Genomic DNA, 15,849 nt, shown 5'->3' with positions numbered 1-15,849 from the left:
TCCAGATCATTCCGACGGTGGCTCGGTGACCAGCCCCACACTGGGGGCGCCGGCCTGCTGAAGGTGCGTCATGGCGCCCACGATCAGGCCGTACTTGGCGTCGGTATCACCCCACACCAGTACTGGCGTCTTGGGCTTCTGGCGCAAGACTTTCGCCACGGTATCCTTGATCTCTTTCAGCGGCTTGGCCACTTTTTCTTCGTCACCAAGATTCAGATAGTAGGTGCCATCGGCCTTCACCGACACGATCAGCGGCTCATCATCGGTATCGTCTATGGGCGCCGATGGCGCGTCCGGAAGATCCACTTTTACGCCCTGCATCAGCAGGGGTGCGGTCACCATAAATACGATCAGCAGCACCAGCATCACATCGATGTACGGCACCACGTTGATCTCGGAGACCAGCTTGCGCTTCGGGGCTTTGCGAAAATTGCTCATGATTCAGCTCTTTGCACAGCGTTGCGGTCAGCGCCTTAGCCGGCGGCATGCACTTTGCGGTGCAGGATGGAGGAGAACTCTTCGGCAAAGGTCTCGTAGCTGGACAGCAGCCATTCCGCCTTGGCGGAGTAACGGTTGTACGCCATTACCGCGGGAATCGCGGCAAACAGACCCATGGCGGTTGCCACCAGGGCCTCGGAAATACCGGGCGCAACAGTGGCGATGGTGGCCTGATGCATGGTGGCGAGGCCGCGGAAGGAATTCATGATCCCCCACACGGTGCCGAACAGGCCGATATAAGGGCTGACGGAGCCGACTGTGGCGAGGAACGGCAGATTCATTTCCACCTTTTCCTGCTCACGGGACATGGCCACGCGCATGGCACGCTCGGTGCCCTCCATGACTGCCGCCGGGCTGCTCTTGCCCTGCTGGCGCAGGCGGGTGAATTCGGTAAAGCCCGCGCGGAACAGGGATTCCACGCCGTCGATCCTGCCCCTTTCGGCCGCGGCGTTTCCATCGCGGAACAGCTGATTCAGGTCGGAACCGGACCAGAACTTGCGCTCGAAGTTGATCATGGACTTGCGTGCGCGGGACAGGTAGGTGCCGCGCTGGATAATCATGACCCAGGATATGACCGAGGCCAGTAGCAGCATCAGCATAACCAGTTGCACCAGCAGACTGGCGCTGGAAATCAGGCCCCACAGGGAAAGTTGTTCACCGGCATTCATGAATGTTGACTCGCTGCCTTCAATGCTTGATGGATGGATTCGGGGAGCGCGCAGGGTTTGCGGCTTGCGTCGTCCACGCAGGCCACTTTGACCACGCCCTCACAAATAATTTCATTACCGCGCCAGATTTTCTGCTCAAAGGTGACGCCGGCACGACCAACTTTACCGACCTCGGCGCTGGCTCTGAGTTCGTCGTCGAGTATTGCAGACCGGCGGTACTGAACCGCCGCTGAATGCACCACGAGCAACAAACCCTGCTGCGGCATCGCGGGTTTATCATAGCCGAGCGCACGGACCAATTCTGTGCGCGCGCGCTCCATATACTTTAAATAATTGACGTAATAAACAATTCCGCCAGCGTCCGTATCCTCGATATAGACGCGAATGGGAATATTGAAGGGTTCTGACACGCACCGTCCTTAACTCGCCGACCGCGAACTGACTTTTTCTTGTTGATAGCGGTTTGGGGCACGTCGGGAGGATTTCAACCGCAGTTGAAGCCCTCTACCAGCGCTAACAGGACATGCTACAGCAACTAGACCGCTTCGTCAGGTGTGGTCAATGACAATTGCGCGTCAGCTTCGGTCCGGCTTGGGAATGCCGAAATGCTCGTAGGCCAGCGCAGTCACCACCCGTCCGCGGGGGGTGCGGGTCAGGTAGCCCTGCTGGATCAGGTAGGGCTCCAGCACGTCCTCGATGGTATCGCGTTCCTCGCTGACTGCCGCCGCCAGGCTGTCGACCCCCACCGGACCGCCGTCAAACTTCTCGATCATGGTGAGCAGCATGCGGCGGTCGAGCTGATCGAAGCCACGGACATCCACATTCAGCATATTCAGCGCCAGGTCCGCGGTTTCCGCACACACATGACCGTCGCTTTTCACTTCGGCGTAATCCCGCACCCGGCGCAGCAGGCGGTTGGCGATACGCGGGGTACCGCGGGCGCGGCGCGCCACTTCGTGGGCACCGCCCTCATCCATCGCCACGCCCATCAATCCGGCGGAGCGGGCGACAATACTGGTGAGATCTTCCACCGAATAAAATTCGAGGCGCTGCACAATACCGAAGCGATCCCGCAGCGGCGAGGTCAGCAACCCGGCACGCGTGGTAGCGCCCACCAGGGTAAATGGCGGCAGATCCAGCTTGATGGAACGCGCGGCCGGCCCTTCCCCGATCATGATGTCCAGCTGATAGTCTTCCATCGCGGGGTACAGCACCTCTTCCACGTGGGGGCTGAGGCGGTGAATCTCGTCGATAAACAGCACATCCCCGGGCTCGAGGTTGGTCATGATGGCGGCGAGATCGCCGGCCTTCTCCAGCACCGGGCCGGAAGTGGTCTTGATTGCCACACCCATTTCCGCAGCGATGATGTTCGCGAGGGTGGTTTTGCCAAGGCCCGGGGGGCCGAATACCAGGGTGTGGTCGAGCGCTTCTTTGCGCAGCTTGGCAGCCTGGATAAAGATTTCCATCTGCTCGCGCACCACCGGCTGACCCACGTAGTCGGACAGGGTTTTGGGGCGCACGGCGCGGTCGTACTGCTCTTCCTGGCCAGTTGGACCCTGGGGTTCGGGGGCGATCAGGCGGTCGGCTTCAATCACGGGGAATTCTCAAATGGATACGGTATCAGGCCGGAGCCATGCTTTTCAGTGCCAGGCGGATAAGAGTGGCGCTGTCGGCTTCGGGCTGCTCTTTGGCGGCGCGGGCAACCATTTTGGTGGCGTCGGTGGGCTTGTAGCCCAGGGCAGCGAGGGCGCTTTCGGCCTCGCCACTGTGATCGACTTTGGGTTCGGCGTTGGTGGACATCAGCGGGATATCGCCGAGGTCGCCGGTCTGCGGGGTGAGTTTGCCGCGCAGTTCGATAATCAGACGCTCGGCGGTTTTCTTGCCCACGCCGGGTACCTTCACCAATGCGCTCACATTGTCATCCGCCACACAACGGGCCAGTGCGGCGCCGTCGAGGCCGGACAGGATGGCCAGGGCCATTTTGGGGCCGACGCCGTTGACCTTGATCAGGGTACGGAACAGCTGACGATCGGTTTCGCGGATAAAACCAAACAGCTGTTGGGAGGTTTCCGATACCGCCAGATGGGTATGCAACTGCACACTACCGCCCAGCTGGGGCAGTTCAAAGATGGTGGTCATGGGGGCCAGCACTTCGTAGCCCACACCCTGCACGTCTACCAGTAATTGCGGGGGCTGCACGGCGGCCAGTTTGCCGGTGAGTCTTCCGATCATGTTGTTCTCTTTTTCCTCCGAACCTTTAAGTCCGGTGGTCCGTATTTTTCTAGTTCAGTGGCGCCGCTACTGCCGGTAAAGGTTTGCCAGACACGCCGTAAACCCATCCATGGGGGCTCTTCCGCGAGGTCCCTCTCGCAGAAGGTCTGGCAAACCTTTACCGGCAGCAGCGCCTTAAATTCTCACCGAAGTTGTTTATCCAACCACGGGGTATACCCGGTGCAACCCAAGTATTTCGAGCCAAGACGCTAAGGCTTCGATACCGGGGACACCTTCGCGGGACCGTCTGCGGCCTGGATGGCCGCAGCCGAGCCCCCAGGGATGGGTTTACGGGGGGGCGCCTAGCCCGTGTCCCGCGAAGGTGTCACCGGTAGCGGAGCCGCCACCCAACGTCCCGACTGCGTACCACGAAACCCATCGCACCCCCGAAGCCAAACTCAAGTAACACTAAGCCGGCCACGACGAAACCGAGTGCGACTCCCGGCAGAGGTTTGAATCAACGTCTGCATCGTATGCATATGACACAGGGCAACGGCCAAAGCATCCGCCGCATCTTCCTGCGGGGAAGCCGGCAGCTTCAAAAGGGTTTTGACCATGTGCTGCACCTGCAGCTTGTCCGCACCACCGTTGCCTACCACGGCCTGTTTCACCTTGCGCGCTTCGTATTCCGAGACCGGCAGATCCGCGTGGGTGGCGGCGACGATGGCGGCGCCTCTGGCCTGGCCGAGCTTTAGCGCAGAGCCGGCGCTTTTCGACATAAACACGTTTTCGATCGCCATCTGCTGCGGCTGGTACTGCTGGGCAATCTGGCTGACGGCGTCAAATATGAGCTTCAGGCGCTCGGGCAGCGGGCCGTCGGGGAGCTTGATCACACCGCTGGCGACGTAGCGGGCATTGGAGCGCTCGACGTCAATCAGGCCGTAACCGGTTTTGCGTGAGCCGGGGTCGATGCCCAGAATTCGGGTCACGGCAGGCTGCCCCCTGTACATTTATACAATTGTTGACGGGAAGTTTCCCAAGGTGAGGACTGGGCGTCAAGGCGGGAAGCAGATCTGCACGGTCAGTTACAAAAATGCCCCGCGATTGCGGGGCATTTTCGAAGCCGTGTAGCGGACAAGGATCAACCTAGTTCCGCCATCACTTCTTCGGGGATATCGGCGTTGGAGTAGACATTCTGCACATCGTCCAGGTCTTCCAGCATATCCACCAGCGCCATTACCTTTTCCGCCCCGTCTTTATCCATGGGGACGGTGGTGGATGGGATCATGGCGATTTCGGCATTGTCCGGCTTGAAGCCCGCTTCGGTGAGCGCATCTTTTACCGACATGTAATCGGTGAACTCGGTGGTGACTTCGATGCTGCCGTCATCGTTGGTTTCGATATCTTCGGCGCCGGCTTCCAGAGCCGCTTCCATCAGCGCATCTTCATCAACGCCGGGTTCGAAATACATCTGGCCCTTGCGGGCGAACAGGTAGGCAACGGAGCCGTCGGTACCCAGGTTGCCACCCCGCTTGGTAAACGCGTGGCGGATTTCGGCTACGGTGCGATTGCGGTTGTCGGTGAGGCATTCCACCAGTACCGCTACACCACCAACGCCGTATCCTTCATAGGTAACCGCTTCGTAGTTTTCTCCATCGGCATTGCCGGCGCCGCGGGCGATGGCCTTGTCGATGGTGTCGCGCTTCATGTTCGCGCCGAGGGCTTTATCGATGGTGGCGCGCAGTGTGGGGTTGTCATCCGGGTTGGCACCGCCTTTCGCGGCTACGGTGAGCTCGCGAATGATCTTGGTGAAAACCTTACCCCGCTTGGCGTCCTGGGCGGCCTTGCGGTGTTTGATATTGGCCCATTTACTGTGTCCTGCCATCGATAAATCTCCGGTCTTTGTTCTATATCTAAATCTGGGTCTGGCGCACTCATGCTTTTCGTCTCCCCGGCGCAGGCCGGGGTCCAGCTATCTGGATTCCGGCCTGCGCCGGAATGACGATTAAAATGCTGCCTTTAACCTACCTGCTCTTCTTTCTGGCGCAGGCGGATACTCAGTTCGCGCAGCTGCTTGGCATCTACCGCTCCCGGGGCGTCGGTCATTACACAGGCCGCGCTCTGGGTTTTCGGGAAAGCAATGACGTCGCGGATGGAGTCGCTGTCGGTCATCAGCATCACCAGGCGGTCGAGGCCAAAGGCCAGGCCGCCGTGGGGCGGTGCGCCGTACTTCAATGCGTCCAGCAGGAAGCCAAACTTCTCGCGCTGCTCCTCGGCCTCGATGCCGAGGGCGCGGAATACGGTCTGCTGCATATCCTGGTTGTGGATACGGATGGAACCACCACCCAGCTCGGTGCCGTTCAGCACCATGTCGTAGGCGCGGGACAGGGCTTCCAGCGGATTTTCTTCCAGCTCTTCTGCGGAACAGGACGGCGCGGTGAACGGGTGGTGCAGTGCGGTAACGCTGCCGTCGTCGTTCTCTTCGAACATCGGGAAGTCCACCACCCACAGCGGCGCCCACTCGGACACGTACAGATCCAGGTCTTCACCCAGCTTGCAGCGCAGTGCGCCGAGCGCTTCGGAAACCACCTTGGCCTTGTCGGAACCGAAGAAGATCAGGTCGCCGTTCTCAGCCTGTACGCGGTCAAGAATGGCCGCACGCACGTCGGTGGGCAGGAATTTGACGATCGGGGACTGCAGGCCGCCTTCCAGGTCGGACTTGTCGTTGACCTTGATGTAGGCCAGGCCCTTGGCGCCGTAGATGGACACGTACTTGGTGTAGTCGTCGATCTGCTTGCGGGTCAGCTTGTCGTTGCCGCCGGGGACTTTCAGCGCGGTCACGCGACCTTTCGGGTCGTTGGCCGGGCCGGAAAACACCTTGAAGTCCACTTGTGTCATCAGGTCCTTGATATCCACCAGCTCCAGCGGGATGCGCAGGTCCGGCTTGTCGGAACCGAATTTCGCCATCGCCTCACTGAACGGCATGCGTGGGAATTCACCCAGCTCGACACCCTTCAGTTCCTTGAACAGCTTGCGAATCATGTCCTCGGTGATGGACATGATCGCGTTCTCATCGAGGAATGCAGTCTCAATGTCGATCTGGGTGAATTCCGGCTGACGGTCTGCGCGCAGGTCTTCGTCGCGGAAACACTTGGCGATCTGGTAGTAGCGATCGAAGCCGGACACCATCAGCAGCTGCTTGAACAGCTGCGGGGACTGAGGCAGCGCGAAGAACTTGCCAGCGTGGGTGCGGCTCGGCACCAGGTAATCACGGGCGCCTTCCGGGGTAGCGCGGGTCAGGATCGGGGTTTCGATATCCAGGAAACCTTCGCCGTCCAGGTAGTTGCGGATGGCGTTGGTGATCTGGGAGCGGAAACGCAGGTTGCGCTGCATTTCGGTGCGGCGCAGGTCCAGGTAGCGGTACTTCAGACGCACGTCTTCGCCGACGGCGGTGTGCTCGTCCAGCTGGAAGGGCGGGGTTTCCGCGCTGTTGAGAATTTCCAGCCGCAGGCCGTAAACCTCGATTTCACCGGTGACCATGTTCGGGTTTACCGCTTCCGGGGCGCGGGCGCGCACACGGCCGGTAACCTTCAGGACATATTCACTGCGCACGCGATCGGCGAGTTCAAAGTGCTCTGCGGCATCCGGATCGAAGACCACCTGGGCAATACCATCGCGGTCGCGCAGGTCGATAAAGATCACCCCACCGTGATCGCGGCGGCGGTCTACCCAGCCACACAGGGTTACTTCGCGGTCAATATCGGCGGATCGCAGGGCGCCACAGTAGTCGGTGCGCATGGAGTCTTATTCCCTTAGTAGTATCGTCTTTGTTCAGCTTTCTTAGCTTCAGGTGCTCAGTTTTGCAGCTTAGCTGGCTTTCGCTTCCGAGCCACCGGATTTGCCGGCGGGCTTGGCAGTATCACCGGCAAGATTCTTCTTACTGCCGGTTTTGAAGTCGGTTTCATACCAACCGCCACCCTTGAGGCGGAATCCGGCGGCACTGATTTTTTTGCTCAATTCCGCCTGGTTGCACGCGGGGCAGTCGGTCAGCGGAGCGTCGCTCATACGCTGCAGGGCTTCCATCTGGTGCCCACAGGCCTTGCATTGGTATTCGTAAATAGGCATGGCTAATACCCGGAATATAAAGGGGCGCAGATTATACATGAGCACTTGCGAGGGAAGAAGGAGCCTGTTCACTGGAGCAACCCGGTGCTCGCAGGTAGCCTCGGGCCAGCGTTTCACGGGCCATTTTTCGGCCAAAACCCTAAAAAAAAGCACTTTTTTTCTGATTTAAGCCCGTGCGCGCGGAAAAAAACTGGATATACTTCAGCTCAGTACTTGGGTACGCCACTGGGCAAACCTTGATGTACGCCCACTTTCACTGGAAAAAACACTTACATAAGGAAGGAAGCTAACATGGCCGCAAAGAAGAAAGTCGCAGCTAAGAAAGCCCCCGCCAAGAAGACTGCAGCCAAAAAGGCTCCAGCCAAGAAAGCAGCAGCCAAGGCCGCTCCGGCCAAGAAAGTGACTGCAATCAAAGAGAAGTACACCAAAACCCAGATCCTGAACCAGATCGCCGAGAAGACCGAACTGTCCCGCAAACAGGTTCAGTCTGTCCTGGACGAGCTGACCGATGTGATCGAAGGTCACGTGAAGAAGCGCGGCGTGGGCGAATTCGCCCTGCCGGGCCTGCTGAAGATCACCACCGTGAAGAAGCCGGCCAAAAAAGCCCGCAAAGGCATCAACCCCTTCACCGGCGAAGAGACCATGTTCAAGGCCAAGCCTGCGAGCATCCAGGTGAAAATCCGCCCGCTGAAGAAGCTGAAGGAAATGGCCGAGTCCTGAGTCTCGCCGCCTTTAGTCCCGAAAACCCCGCTTTTGCGGGGTTTTCTGTTTATGGGCGCCTCGTTACAGGGCCTCTCCTGCCTGTCTCTTCTCTCAGCCACTATCAACGCCAATCAGCTGCTCTACCAAAACAGGCCTCCGGCAGCGTAAAATGGCCGTCCTGAAATTTTCCCGGAAAAAGCTAAGAAACCACTATGCGCGCATCCCGCTACCTGATTGCCACCCAGAAAGAAACCCCCAATGACGCAGTGGTCATCAGCCATCAGCTGATGCTGCGCGCGGGCATGATCCGCCGCCTGTCCTCCGGACTCTACACTTGGCTGCCCACCGGCCTGCGCGTACTGCGCAAGGTGGAGCGCATTGTGCGCGAGGAAATGAACAGCGCCGGCGCCCTGGAAGTGCTGATGCCGGTAGTGCAACCGGCGGACCTGTGGGAAGAATCTGGCCGCTGGCAACAGTACGGTCCGGAGCTGCTGCGTATCCAGGATCGCCACGACAATCCTTTCTGCCTGGGCCCGACCCACGAGGAAGTGATCACAGATCTGATTCGCACCGAGGTCAACAGCTATAAGCAGCTGCCGGCGAACTTCTACCAGATCCAGACCAAATTCCGCGATGAGATTCGCCCGCGCTTCGGCGTGATGCGCGCGCGCGAGTTCACCATGAAGGACGCCTACTCCTTTCACCTGGGCGCAGACTCCCTGCAGGAAACCTACGACGTCATGCACGGCGCCTACTGTCGCATCTTCGACCGCATCGGCCTGGACTACCGCCCGGTACTGGCGGACACCGGCTCCATCGGCGGCTCCCACTCCCACGAATTCCACGTACTGGCCCAGAGTGGAGAGGATGATATCGCCTTCTCTACCGAGAGCCGTTACGCGGCAAACGTGGAGCTGGCAGAAGCAGTCGCTCCGGCAGGCGAGCGCCCAGCCCCGGCCAAAGAAATGGCCGAGCTGCACACTCCCGGCCAGAAGACCATTGCTGCTCTTGAAGAGACTTTCGGCATCGCCGCAAACACTTCGGTGAAAACCCTGATCGTGCTGGGCGAGACCGAAGAAGAGGGCGAGACCGCGCCGCTGGTGGCACTGGTGCTGCGCGGCGATCACGACCTGAACGAACTGAAAGCCGAGAAGCTGGCCGGCGTAGCCAGCCCGCTGCAGTTTGCCCCGGAAGCACGCATCGCCGAAGAACTCGGTTGCGGTATCGGCTCCCTCGGCCCGGTGGGCATGAAGATCGATGTAATCGTCGATCGCGCCGCCGCGCACCTGGCGGACTTCGTGTGCGGCGCCAACAAAGACGACTACCACCTCACCGGCGTGAACTGGGAGCGCGATGCGGCCATTTCCCGCATCGAAGACCTGCGCAATGTAGTGCCCGGTGATGCCAGCCCCGACGGCCAGGGCACGCTGGAAATCAAGCGCGGCATCGAAGTCGGCCACATTTTCCAGCTGGGCACCAAGTACAGTGAGGCGATGAAGGCCACTGTACTGGACGAAAACGGCAAAGAGCAGGTCATGACCATGGGCTGCTACGGCATCGGTGTTTCCCGCGTGGTAGCAGCGGCGATTGAACAGAATCACGATGACGCAGGCATCATCTGGCCGGAAGCGATCGCGCCTTTCCAGCTGGCCATCGTGCCAATCAACATGCAGAAGAGTGAAGCGGTGCAGCAGAAATGCGAGCACATCTACGAGGCCCTTACTGCAAAAGGCATCGATGTCCTGCTGATGGACGAGCCCAAGGCACGCCTGGGCGGCATGCTGGCGGATACCGAGCTGATGGGGATTCCGCACCGTATCGTGGTGGGTGACCGCGGCCTGGAAAAAGGCAACATCGAGTACAAAGGGCGCCGGGATTCCCAGAACCAGGAGTTCTCCGCGGACCAGATCCTCGACATCCTGCTCGAGAAAATCCCACATTGATCCGTGCAGCCATTGCCACATTTCTGCTGACGCTACTCAGCAGTGCGGTATCCGCCCAGGTCAAAGAGGTGGATCCACAGCTGTTGCTGGCATTGAAGGGCGCCGTCACCGAGGCGGATTCCTTTGCGGATCGCTTTGATGCGGAAGTGTGGTTGATGGCCAAATCCCAACCACTGGCACGCTACATCAAAGATCCTGAGGAACGCATGACCGTGCTCAAGGCGATCCACCGCGAAGCGACCCGCGCCGGATTGCAGCCGGAAATTGTGCTGGCGGTGATTCAGATTGAAAGTGCATTTGACCCCTACGCCGTTTCCCGCGTGGGCGCCCAGGGCATGATGCAGGTGATGCCGTTCTGGAAAAATGAAATTGGCCGCCCGGAGGACAATCTCATCGATATGGAAACCAACCTCCGTTACGGCTGTACCATCCTCAAGCACTACATCAAAAAGGCCAAGGGCAATATGCCGAATGCACTGGCCTACTACAACGGTAGCTACGGGCGGCACACCTATAGCCGCAAAGTGCTGGACGCCTGGGTGGAGCGCTGGCGCTAGCCAGCAATAAAAAATAGCGGCAACCAGAGAGGGTTTCGGTGACATACGTATTTTTTACCGGCGCCGCCTGTAGCCTGCTGCTGCTTGCAACGGCGCGGATCGCGTTTGGCCACAGACGCCGCGACAGCCGCTGGTTACTGGTGCTTCTCACCGGTATTCTTGTGTACCTGCTCAGGCCGATTCTGGAGCATCAGGATCCGGCCATCAACTTGCTGATTGACTTACCCACCATCGTCATTCCCGCGGCATTCTGGCTGTTTGCCCACCAGCTGTGCGCCGAGAGCGAGGCATTTCCTCACTGGGGATGGGGGCTAATCGCGCTGGAACTTGCCATTGATTTAGCCAGCCAGTTCGCTATCCACCCGCTTTTCTACTGGCTGGCACAGCCACTCAAACTCGCGCTGATTGTCGCCGGCATTGTCACCTTGTTTCAGCAATTCCAGTCCGACCTGGTAGCTGAGCGCCGGCAACTGCGCGTCGCTCTGCTCATCGCCATAGGTGGCTACATGGTAATCGTGGTGTGTGCGGAATTTCTGTTTTCGTACCTCCCCACCCCGGTGGGTATTCCCACCCTGCACGCCATCATGGCTGCGCTGCTGGCATTCGGCGCCTGCCTGTGGCTCCTTGCGCTGTCGCCAAAGGCGCTGGCGGAGTCCCTGCCTCTCAAGCAGGATACGCCCTCCTCCGAACAATCTGCGGACCCGGAAAATCCAGAGGCACCGGCCAGTGGACCTCTGGACCCGAACCAGAGAGCCCTCTTGGAAAAATTACAGGGTCACATGGAAAGCGGCGGCTACCGACATACCGGTCTGACCATTCGCGAGCTGGCCGAGCAGCTGGACACGCGGGAACACATACTTCGCGCACTCATCAACAAACACCTGGGGTTTCGCAATTTTAACGAGTACCTGAACCAGTACCGTATCGATGAAGCGAGCCGCCGCCTGGTGGACCCGAATGAAGCGCACCTGCCGGTGCTGAGCATTGCACTGGATATTGGCTACCGCTCACTCAGCCCGTTCAACGCCGCATTCAAACGCCGGCACAATTGCACACCGACCGAATTCCGCAAAGAGTTCTTGCCCGCCTGAATGGGATTTCCTGCGGAATCCGTCAGCTTTTGTTCGATTCCCGCAAGCCCCGTACCCGCAAATACTGCACACTACACGCACCTCGCCCATATGGGGTTGGCGCGAAACAATAACCATAACAAATGACAATGAGGAGCTCGACATGGAGTTACTGGGGGCATATTCGTGGGAAGTTGTGCAAAATTGGGGCCGGCACTTTCAGCAGGATCTGTTCCGCTACCTACTGGCAGCCACCCTGATGAGTCTATCCGTCAGCTTTCTTTTTCGTGGCTGGATGAATCGACGCCGGCTGCAGCGGCGGCGTGCGAGCTGGAAGGATATTCGCCGGGAGATCCGCTTTTCCATGCTCACTCTGGGCATTTTCGCCACTGTCGGATTTGTTACCAGTGTCCTGCGCAGCTGGGATTTGATCCACATTTACTGGCAGTGGCAGGCCTATCCTCTGTGGTGGAATCTGGCCAGTTTACCCGTGCTGATCCTGATTCATGATGCCTACTTTTATTGGACCCATCGCACCATGCACCACCCCCGGCTGTTCAAGCATTTCCATCGGGTGCACCACCTTTCCCGAACCCCGACGCCCTGGGCGGCCTACAGCTTCTCGGTGGGTGAAGGGCTACTTATGGCAGTTTTCTCCCCGTTGATTCTGATGCTGATTCCGCTGCATGCGCTGGTCTGGCTGGCCTTTATTTTTATTATGATCTTTCGCAATACCATGCTGCACGCCGGGTGTGAATTCCATCCCAGGGGATGGGTTGACGGGCCGCTAGATATGCTGACCACAACTACCCACCACGACCTGCACCATCAGCGTTTTCAGGGGAACTACGGGTTTTACTTTACCTGGTGGGATCGCTGGATGGGCACAGAATTTTCGAACTACAAAGACGTGTTCAGACAGGCTGTTGATGGGAAGTTCAGCGATACAAACGAGCACCCCGAAAAAGAGAGCGCTCGACACCCATCCATGCCGTAGTGTGCACTGCACAAAAATTCAATGGTATTACGGGTGGAAAACACCGACATAATTATTGTAAAGCCGCGAGCCAATTGGCGCCTTGTAGGCCACAATAATTCTTGCAGGACCTGCTCTGCAGGCAATTAGCCCAGTCACCACCTCGCCTGTAGTTCAGGCTCCTGCAAACCTGATCTCCGCACACAAATCATCGCGCACCATCGTCAGTGCTCTATGGCTTGGGCGAAGACATATATTTGATCAGCGCCTTGTAGTCCTCATCACTACAGTCAGAACACATACCCCCGGGCGGCATGGCGTTGAGTCCATTTTTCACAGAACTCAGCAATGTATCCATTCCCTTGTCGAGATGCGGCTTCCAGGCCTCCACATCGTGCACCTTGGGCGCGTTGGCTACGCCGGTGTCGTGGCAGATATGACAGGATTTCTGGTACTTTTCTTCTACGGCGTCAGCCAGTGCGACACTGCATGCCAGGAAACTGGCAATGCCAACCATGCAAATCATTGACGTTTTCATAGTACACACCCAATTGGTTTATCGATTCCCTGCCATCTAAAAATCCACGGGGAAGTGTAGTTTCAACTTGCCGCGAATTACTACATTCGTTACCCGAACTGGCGCACGGCACTTTGACAGCCCAACTATATTGGCTGTCGGGCAGGCCGGGTTTCCGCAATGCCAGCCGACTCCCTGAACATGAACTATCCTCACTAGCATGAGAAGGTCTTCTCATACGCTTTGACTGTTCCCAGCAATAACACCCATAAGCCGGAGCGCACAGATGAAGCAGCATTGGATCAAAGACCCCAGTGTCCAGTTTGCCCTGATCGGAGCACTACTCTTTGGCATCAATAGTCTTTTTCAGGATAGACAATCCGCCAGCTCCGACGACATCTTCGTTTCTGAAGCCCGGGTTCAGCACATCTCTGCAATCTTTGAGCGGAACTGGCAGCGCCCACCCACTACCGAGGAGCTGCGAAGTCTCATCGGCGACTATGTGCGGGAAGAGGTGTTGTACCGGGCGGCACTGAACATGGGGCTCGATCAGGACGATGCGGTGATTCGCCAGCGCCTGCGCACAAAAGTTGAACGTTTGGCGGAAGACCTGGCTGACGCCATTGAGCCCGCCGAGCCAGTGCTCAAACAGTACCACCAGAACAACCTGAACAGATACACCCGCCCCGCCCGCTACAGCTTTTCGCAGATATTTCTCGACAGCAATAAACGCGCGGAAGTCGCGGAAGATGCCCGCATAGTATTGACCCGCTTGACCGCTGGCAGAGATCCACGGGATCTGGGCGACCGCTCACTGCTTGATTACCAATTCGAGTCCATCACACCGGCCCGCATTGACCGCGTATTTGGCAGCGACTTCTCCCTGCAGCTAACCGACATTCCCATCAATGAATGGACCGGCCCATTGACCTCGGCGTATGGCGAGCACCTGGTGCGTATCCGCCAGCGGGATCCGCAACTGCAGCCGGAGTTTGCTGAAGTGCGTGCGGAAGTATTGCGTGACTGGCAGGAGGAAGAGCGCCGCAACGCTTTACAGACCCAATACGAGACCTTGCGCCGCAAATACGATATCTCAATCGTTGAACTACCACTTGCCGACAGCGTCAAACCAGTGACCAGAGTAGCAGACGGATCACCGGCAGTGTCACAGGAGGTCGTCCGCCCGTGAAACGGCTGTTGCTGGTACTTGCCCTGCTTCTTTCCTGTGTCGCACAGGCAAATGAACAGCGCCCCGCGGCCCTCTTCCCGGAAGAGAGCGCCCGGTCACTATCCGAACCGAACTCGATGATTGCGGGCGAATATAATGTGGAACGCTGGAAAGCCAGCCTTCCGCAGGTACGGATAGAAAGCAAAGCAGGCAAAAAGGAGATTGCCAACGTGTACTTTGTTTTGGGGGTTGAACAAATCCTGCTCGGGATCGACCACCTGCTGTTTGTGCTGGCCCTGATGGTCCTGGCCAGCGGCACGCGGCAGCTGGTGACAACAATCACCGCGTTTACCCTTGCGCACAGCATCACCCTGGCGGCAGCGGTTCTGGGTACCTTGAAGCTACCGCAGGGTCCGCTTGAAGCCGTGATTGCGCTCAGTATTGTGTTTATCGCGGTGGAAATACTGCACAAACTTGAAGGCCGCTCAACACTGGCCATTCGCAAACCCTGGCTGATGGCATTCGGGTTTGGCCTTCTACACGGATTTGGCTTTGCCGGTGCCCTGTCAGATATGGGTGCACCCACACACGAGGTTCCGCTGTCACTGGCGGTGTTCAACCTAGGAATAGAAGCCGGGCAACTGGCGTTTATTGCGGCGGTCAGCCTGGTGATGCTGGCACTAAGAAAGTTACCCGGAGTGCATCAGTGGGAGCTGCGCACCGGCCACACTGCGACAGTAGCCAGCGCGCTGCCGGTTGCCTACCTGGTCGGCGGCGTTGCCGCACTGTGGCTGGTAGACAGGACAATCGCTCTGGTAGTGTGAAGTTCTCCACTGTGGGCTGCGCGGCTGGGCCGGGGCCTCATTCTAATCCTGAAACAATAATTCCAGAGGATAGCCGTTGAACGGCTTGGTTTTCTCGATGACAAGGTGCGAGGTCATGCGGGTGATCGCCGCATCTTCGTCCGCCAGCAATTGCTCGGATACGCGGTTAAAATCACCCGCATCCGGACATACAAAGCGCAACATATAGTCAAACTCTCCGGACATCTTCACACAGGACACGATCTGCTCGATCTTGTTGATTGCACGCCGAAAGCTTTCACTGGTGCGGGCGTCCTGTCGCTTCAGGGCCACGTTCACGTAAAACTCCGCGTGTCGGACCTTGTCCAGATTCACTTCCGCCTGATATTCGCGAATAAACTTTTCGCTGGTCAGTTTTTTCACCCGCGCCAAGCAGGCACTTTCCGACAGGCCAATCTGATCCGCCAGGTTCAAATTGCTGATGCGTGCATTCGTCTGCAGGACTTCCAGGATCTTCAGGTTATGGCGATCTATTTTCACGGCTAATTTTTATCGACTGAATAATATTTTGGGGTCAATTTTCGAACAGCATAGCGGGAAACCCGCCGCGC

Annotated in this window: 18 protein-coding genes; 7 read left to right on the top strand and 11 right to left on the bottom strand. The window is 58.2% G+C overall.

Translation table 11 applies throughout. The features are described from left to right. Positions 1-6: 6 nt before the first annotated feature. The 9 genes from tolR to ACYX4K_RS01755 all read right to left on the bottom strand — a co-directional run bounded on the left by tolR (position 7) and on the right by ACYX4K_RS01755 (position 7,502). A complete protein-coding gene (tolR, locus tag ACYX4K_RS01795) occupies positions 7-438 on the bottom strand; it encodes a protein TolR (RefSeq protein WP_475093802.1) in 432 nt (143 codons plus the stop codon). Positions 439-473: 35 nt separating this feature from the next. Next, entirely contained in the window at positions 474-1,166 is a 693-nt protein-coding gene (tolQ, locus tag ACYX4K_RS01790) for a protein TolQ (protein ID WP_475093803.1), read from the bottom strand. Then, positions 1,163-1,576, bottom strand: a complete 414-nt coding sequence (ybgC, locus tag ACYX4K_RS01785; protein ID WP_475093804.1) for a tol-pal system-associated acyl-CoA thioesterase — start codon at positions 1,574-1,576, stop codon at positions 1,163-1,165. The genes tolQ and ybgC overlap by 4 nt, the downstream gene beginning before the upstream one ends. Positions 1,577-1,741: 165 nt before the next feature. Then, positions 1,742-2,761, bottom strand: a complete 1,020-nt coding sequence (gene ruvB / locus ACYX4K_RS01780; RefSeq protein ID WP_475093805.1) for a Holliday junction branch migration DNA helicase RuvB — start codon at positions 2,759-2,761, stop codon at positions 1,742-1,744. Positions 2,762-2,786: 25 nt separating this feature from the next. Next, on the bottom strand, positions 2,787-3,398 hold the full coding sequence (gene ruvA / locus ACYX4K_RS01775) for a Holliday junction branch migration protein RuvA (RefSeq protein ID WP_475093806.1): 612 nt from the start codon (positions 3,396-3,398) through the stop codon (positions 2,787-2,789). 437 nt (positions 3,399-3,835) lie between these two features. After that, positions 3,836-4,366: a crossover junction endodeoxyribonuclease RuvC gene (gene ruvC / locus ACYX4K_RS01770; protein WP_156035173.1), complete on the bottom strand. Its 531-nt coding sequence runs from the start codon at positions 4,364-4,366 to the stop codon at positions 3,836-3,838. Positions 4,367-4,518: 152 nt separating this feature from the next. Beyond that, positions 4,519-5,262, bottom strand: coding sequence for a YebC/PmpR family DNA-binding transcriptional regulator (locus ACYX4K_RS01765; RefSeq protein WP_475093807.1), 744 nt, complete (start codon positions 5,260-5,262; stop codon positions 4,519-4,521). A 134-nt stretch (positions 5,263-5,396) separates the two neighbouring features. Then, positions 5,397-7,175, bottom strand: a complete 1,779-nt coding sequence (aspS, locus tag ACYX4K_RS01760) for an aspartate--tRNA ligase (RefSeq protein WP_475093808.1) — start codon at positions 7,173-7,175, stop codon at positions 5,397-5,399. 69 nt (positions 7,176-7,244) lie between these two features. Further along, a complete protein-coding gene (locus ACYX4K_RS01755) occupies positions 7,245-7,502 on the bottom strand; it encodes an FmdB family zinc ribbon protein (RefSeq protein ID WP_475093809.1) in 258 nt (85 codons plus the stop codon). 291 nt (positions 7,503-7,793) lie between these two features. Here ACYX4K_RS01755 and ACYX4K_RS01750 point away from each other — a divergent pair, with 291 nt between their 5' ends. From ACYX4K_RS01750 to ACYX4K_RS01730, 5 genes are all read left to right on the top strand, one after another. Beyond that, positions 7,794-8,222, top strand: a complete 429-nt coding sequence (locus tag ACYX4K_RS01750) for an HU family DNA-binding protein (protein ID WP_475093810.1) — start codon at positions 7,794-7,796, stop codon at positions 8,220-8,222. A 194-nt stretch (positions 8,223-8,416) separates the two neighbouring features. Beyond that, the gene (locus ACYX4K_RS01745; protein WP_475093811.1) at positions 8,417-10,147 is read left to right on the top strand and encodes a proline--tRNA ligase; all 1,731 of its coding nucleotides are present in this window, start codon (positions 8,417-8,419) and stop codon (positions 10,145-10,147) included. After that, complete coding sequence (locus tag ACYX4K_RS01740; RefSeq protein WP_475093965.1) at positions 10,147-10,704, top strand: lytic transglycosylase domain-containing protein; 558 nt, start codon at positions 10,147-10,149, stop codon at positions 10,702-10,704. The genes ACYX4K_RS01745 and ACYX4K_RS01740 overlap by 1 nt, the downstream gene beginning before the upstream one ends. A 38-nt stretch (positions 10,705-10,742) precedes the next feature. Continuing rightward, positions 10,743-11,795 carry a helix-turn-helix transcriptional regulator gene (locus tag ACYX4K_RS01735; protein WP_475093812.1) on the top strand — a complete coding sequence of 351 codons (1,053 nt, stop codon included), beginning with the start codon at positions 10,743-10,745 and terminating at the stop codon, positions 11,793-11,795. A 142-nt stretch (positions 11,796-11,937) separates the two neighbouring features. After that, entirely contained in the window at positions 11,938-12,771 is an 834-nt protein-coding gene (locus ACYX4K_RS01730) for a sterol desaturase family protein (RefSeq protein WP_475093813.1), read from the top strand. 211 nt (positions 12,772-12,982) lie between these two features. Here ACYX4K_RS01730 and ACYX4K_RS01725 read toward each other — a convergent pair whose 3' ends face one another. Continuing rightward, positions 12,983-13,288 carry a c-type cytochrome gene (locus ACYX4K_RS01725; protein WP_475093814.1) on the bottom strand — a complete coding sequence of 102 codons (306 nt, stop codon included), beginning with the start codon at positions 13,286-13,288 and terminating at the stop codon, positions 12,983-12,985. A gap of 265 nt (positions 13,289-13,553) precedes the next feature. On the opposite strand from ACYX4K_RS01725, the gene ACYX4K_RS01720 reads away from it, so the two are divergent. Both ACYX4K_RS01720 and ACYX4K_RS01715 read left to right on the top strand, forming a co-directional pair. Next, on the top strand, positions 13,554-14,456 hold the full coding sequence (locus ACYX4K_RS01720; protein WP_475093815.1) for a peptidyl-prolyl cis-trans isomerase: 903 nt from the start codon (positions 13,554-13,556) through the stop codon (positions 14,454-14,456). After that, entirely contained in the window at positions 14,453-15,259 is an 807-nt protein-coding gene (locus tag ACYX4K_RS01715) for a HupE/UreJ family protein (RefSeq protein ID WP_475093816.1), read from the top strand. Before ACYX4K_RS01720 ends, ACYX4K_RS01715 begins: the two co-directional genes overlap by 4 nt. 42 nt (positions 15,260-15,301) lie before the next feature. Here ACYX4K_RS01715 and ACYX4K_RS01710 read toward each other — a convergent pair whose 3' ends face one another. Beyond that, complete coding sequence (locus tag ACYX4K_RS01710) at positions 15,302-15,778, bottom strand: Lrp/AsnC family transcriptional regulator (protein ID WP_043317624.1); 477 nt, start codon at positions 15,776-15,778, stop codon at positions 15,302-15,304. Between the last annotated feature and the right edge of the window lie 71 nt (positions 15,779-15,849).

It is taken from the genome of Microbulbifer sp. ABF4_107, from assembly GCF_056312215.1.
This window is presented reverse-complemented; position numbering and strand designations above follow the sequence as displayed.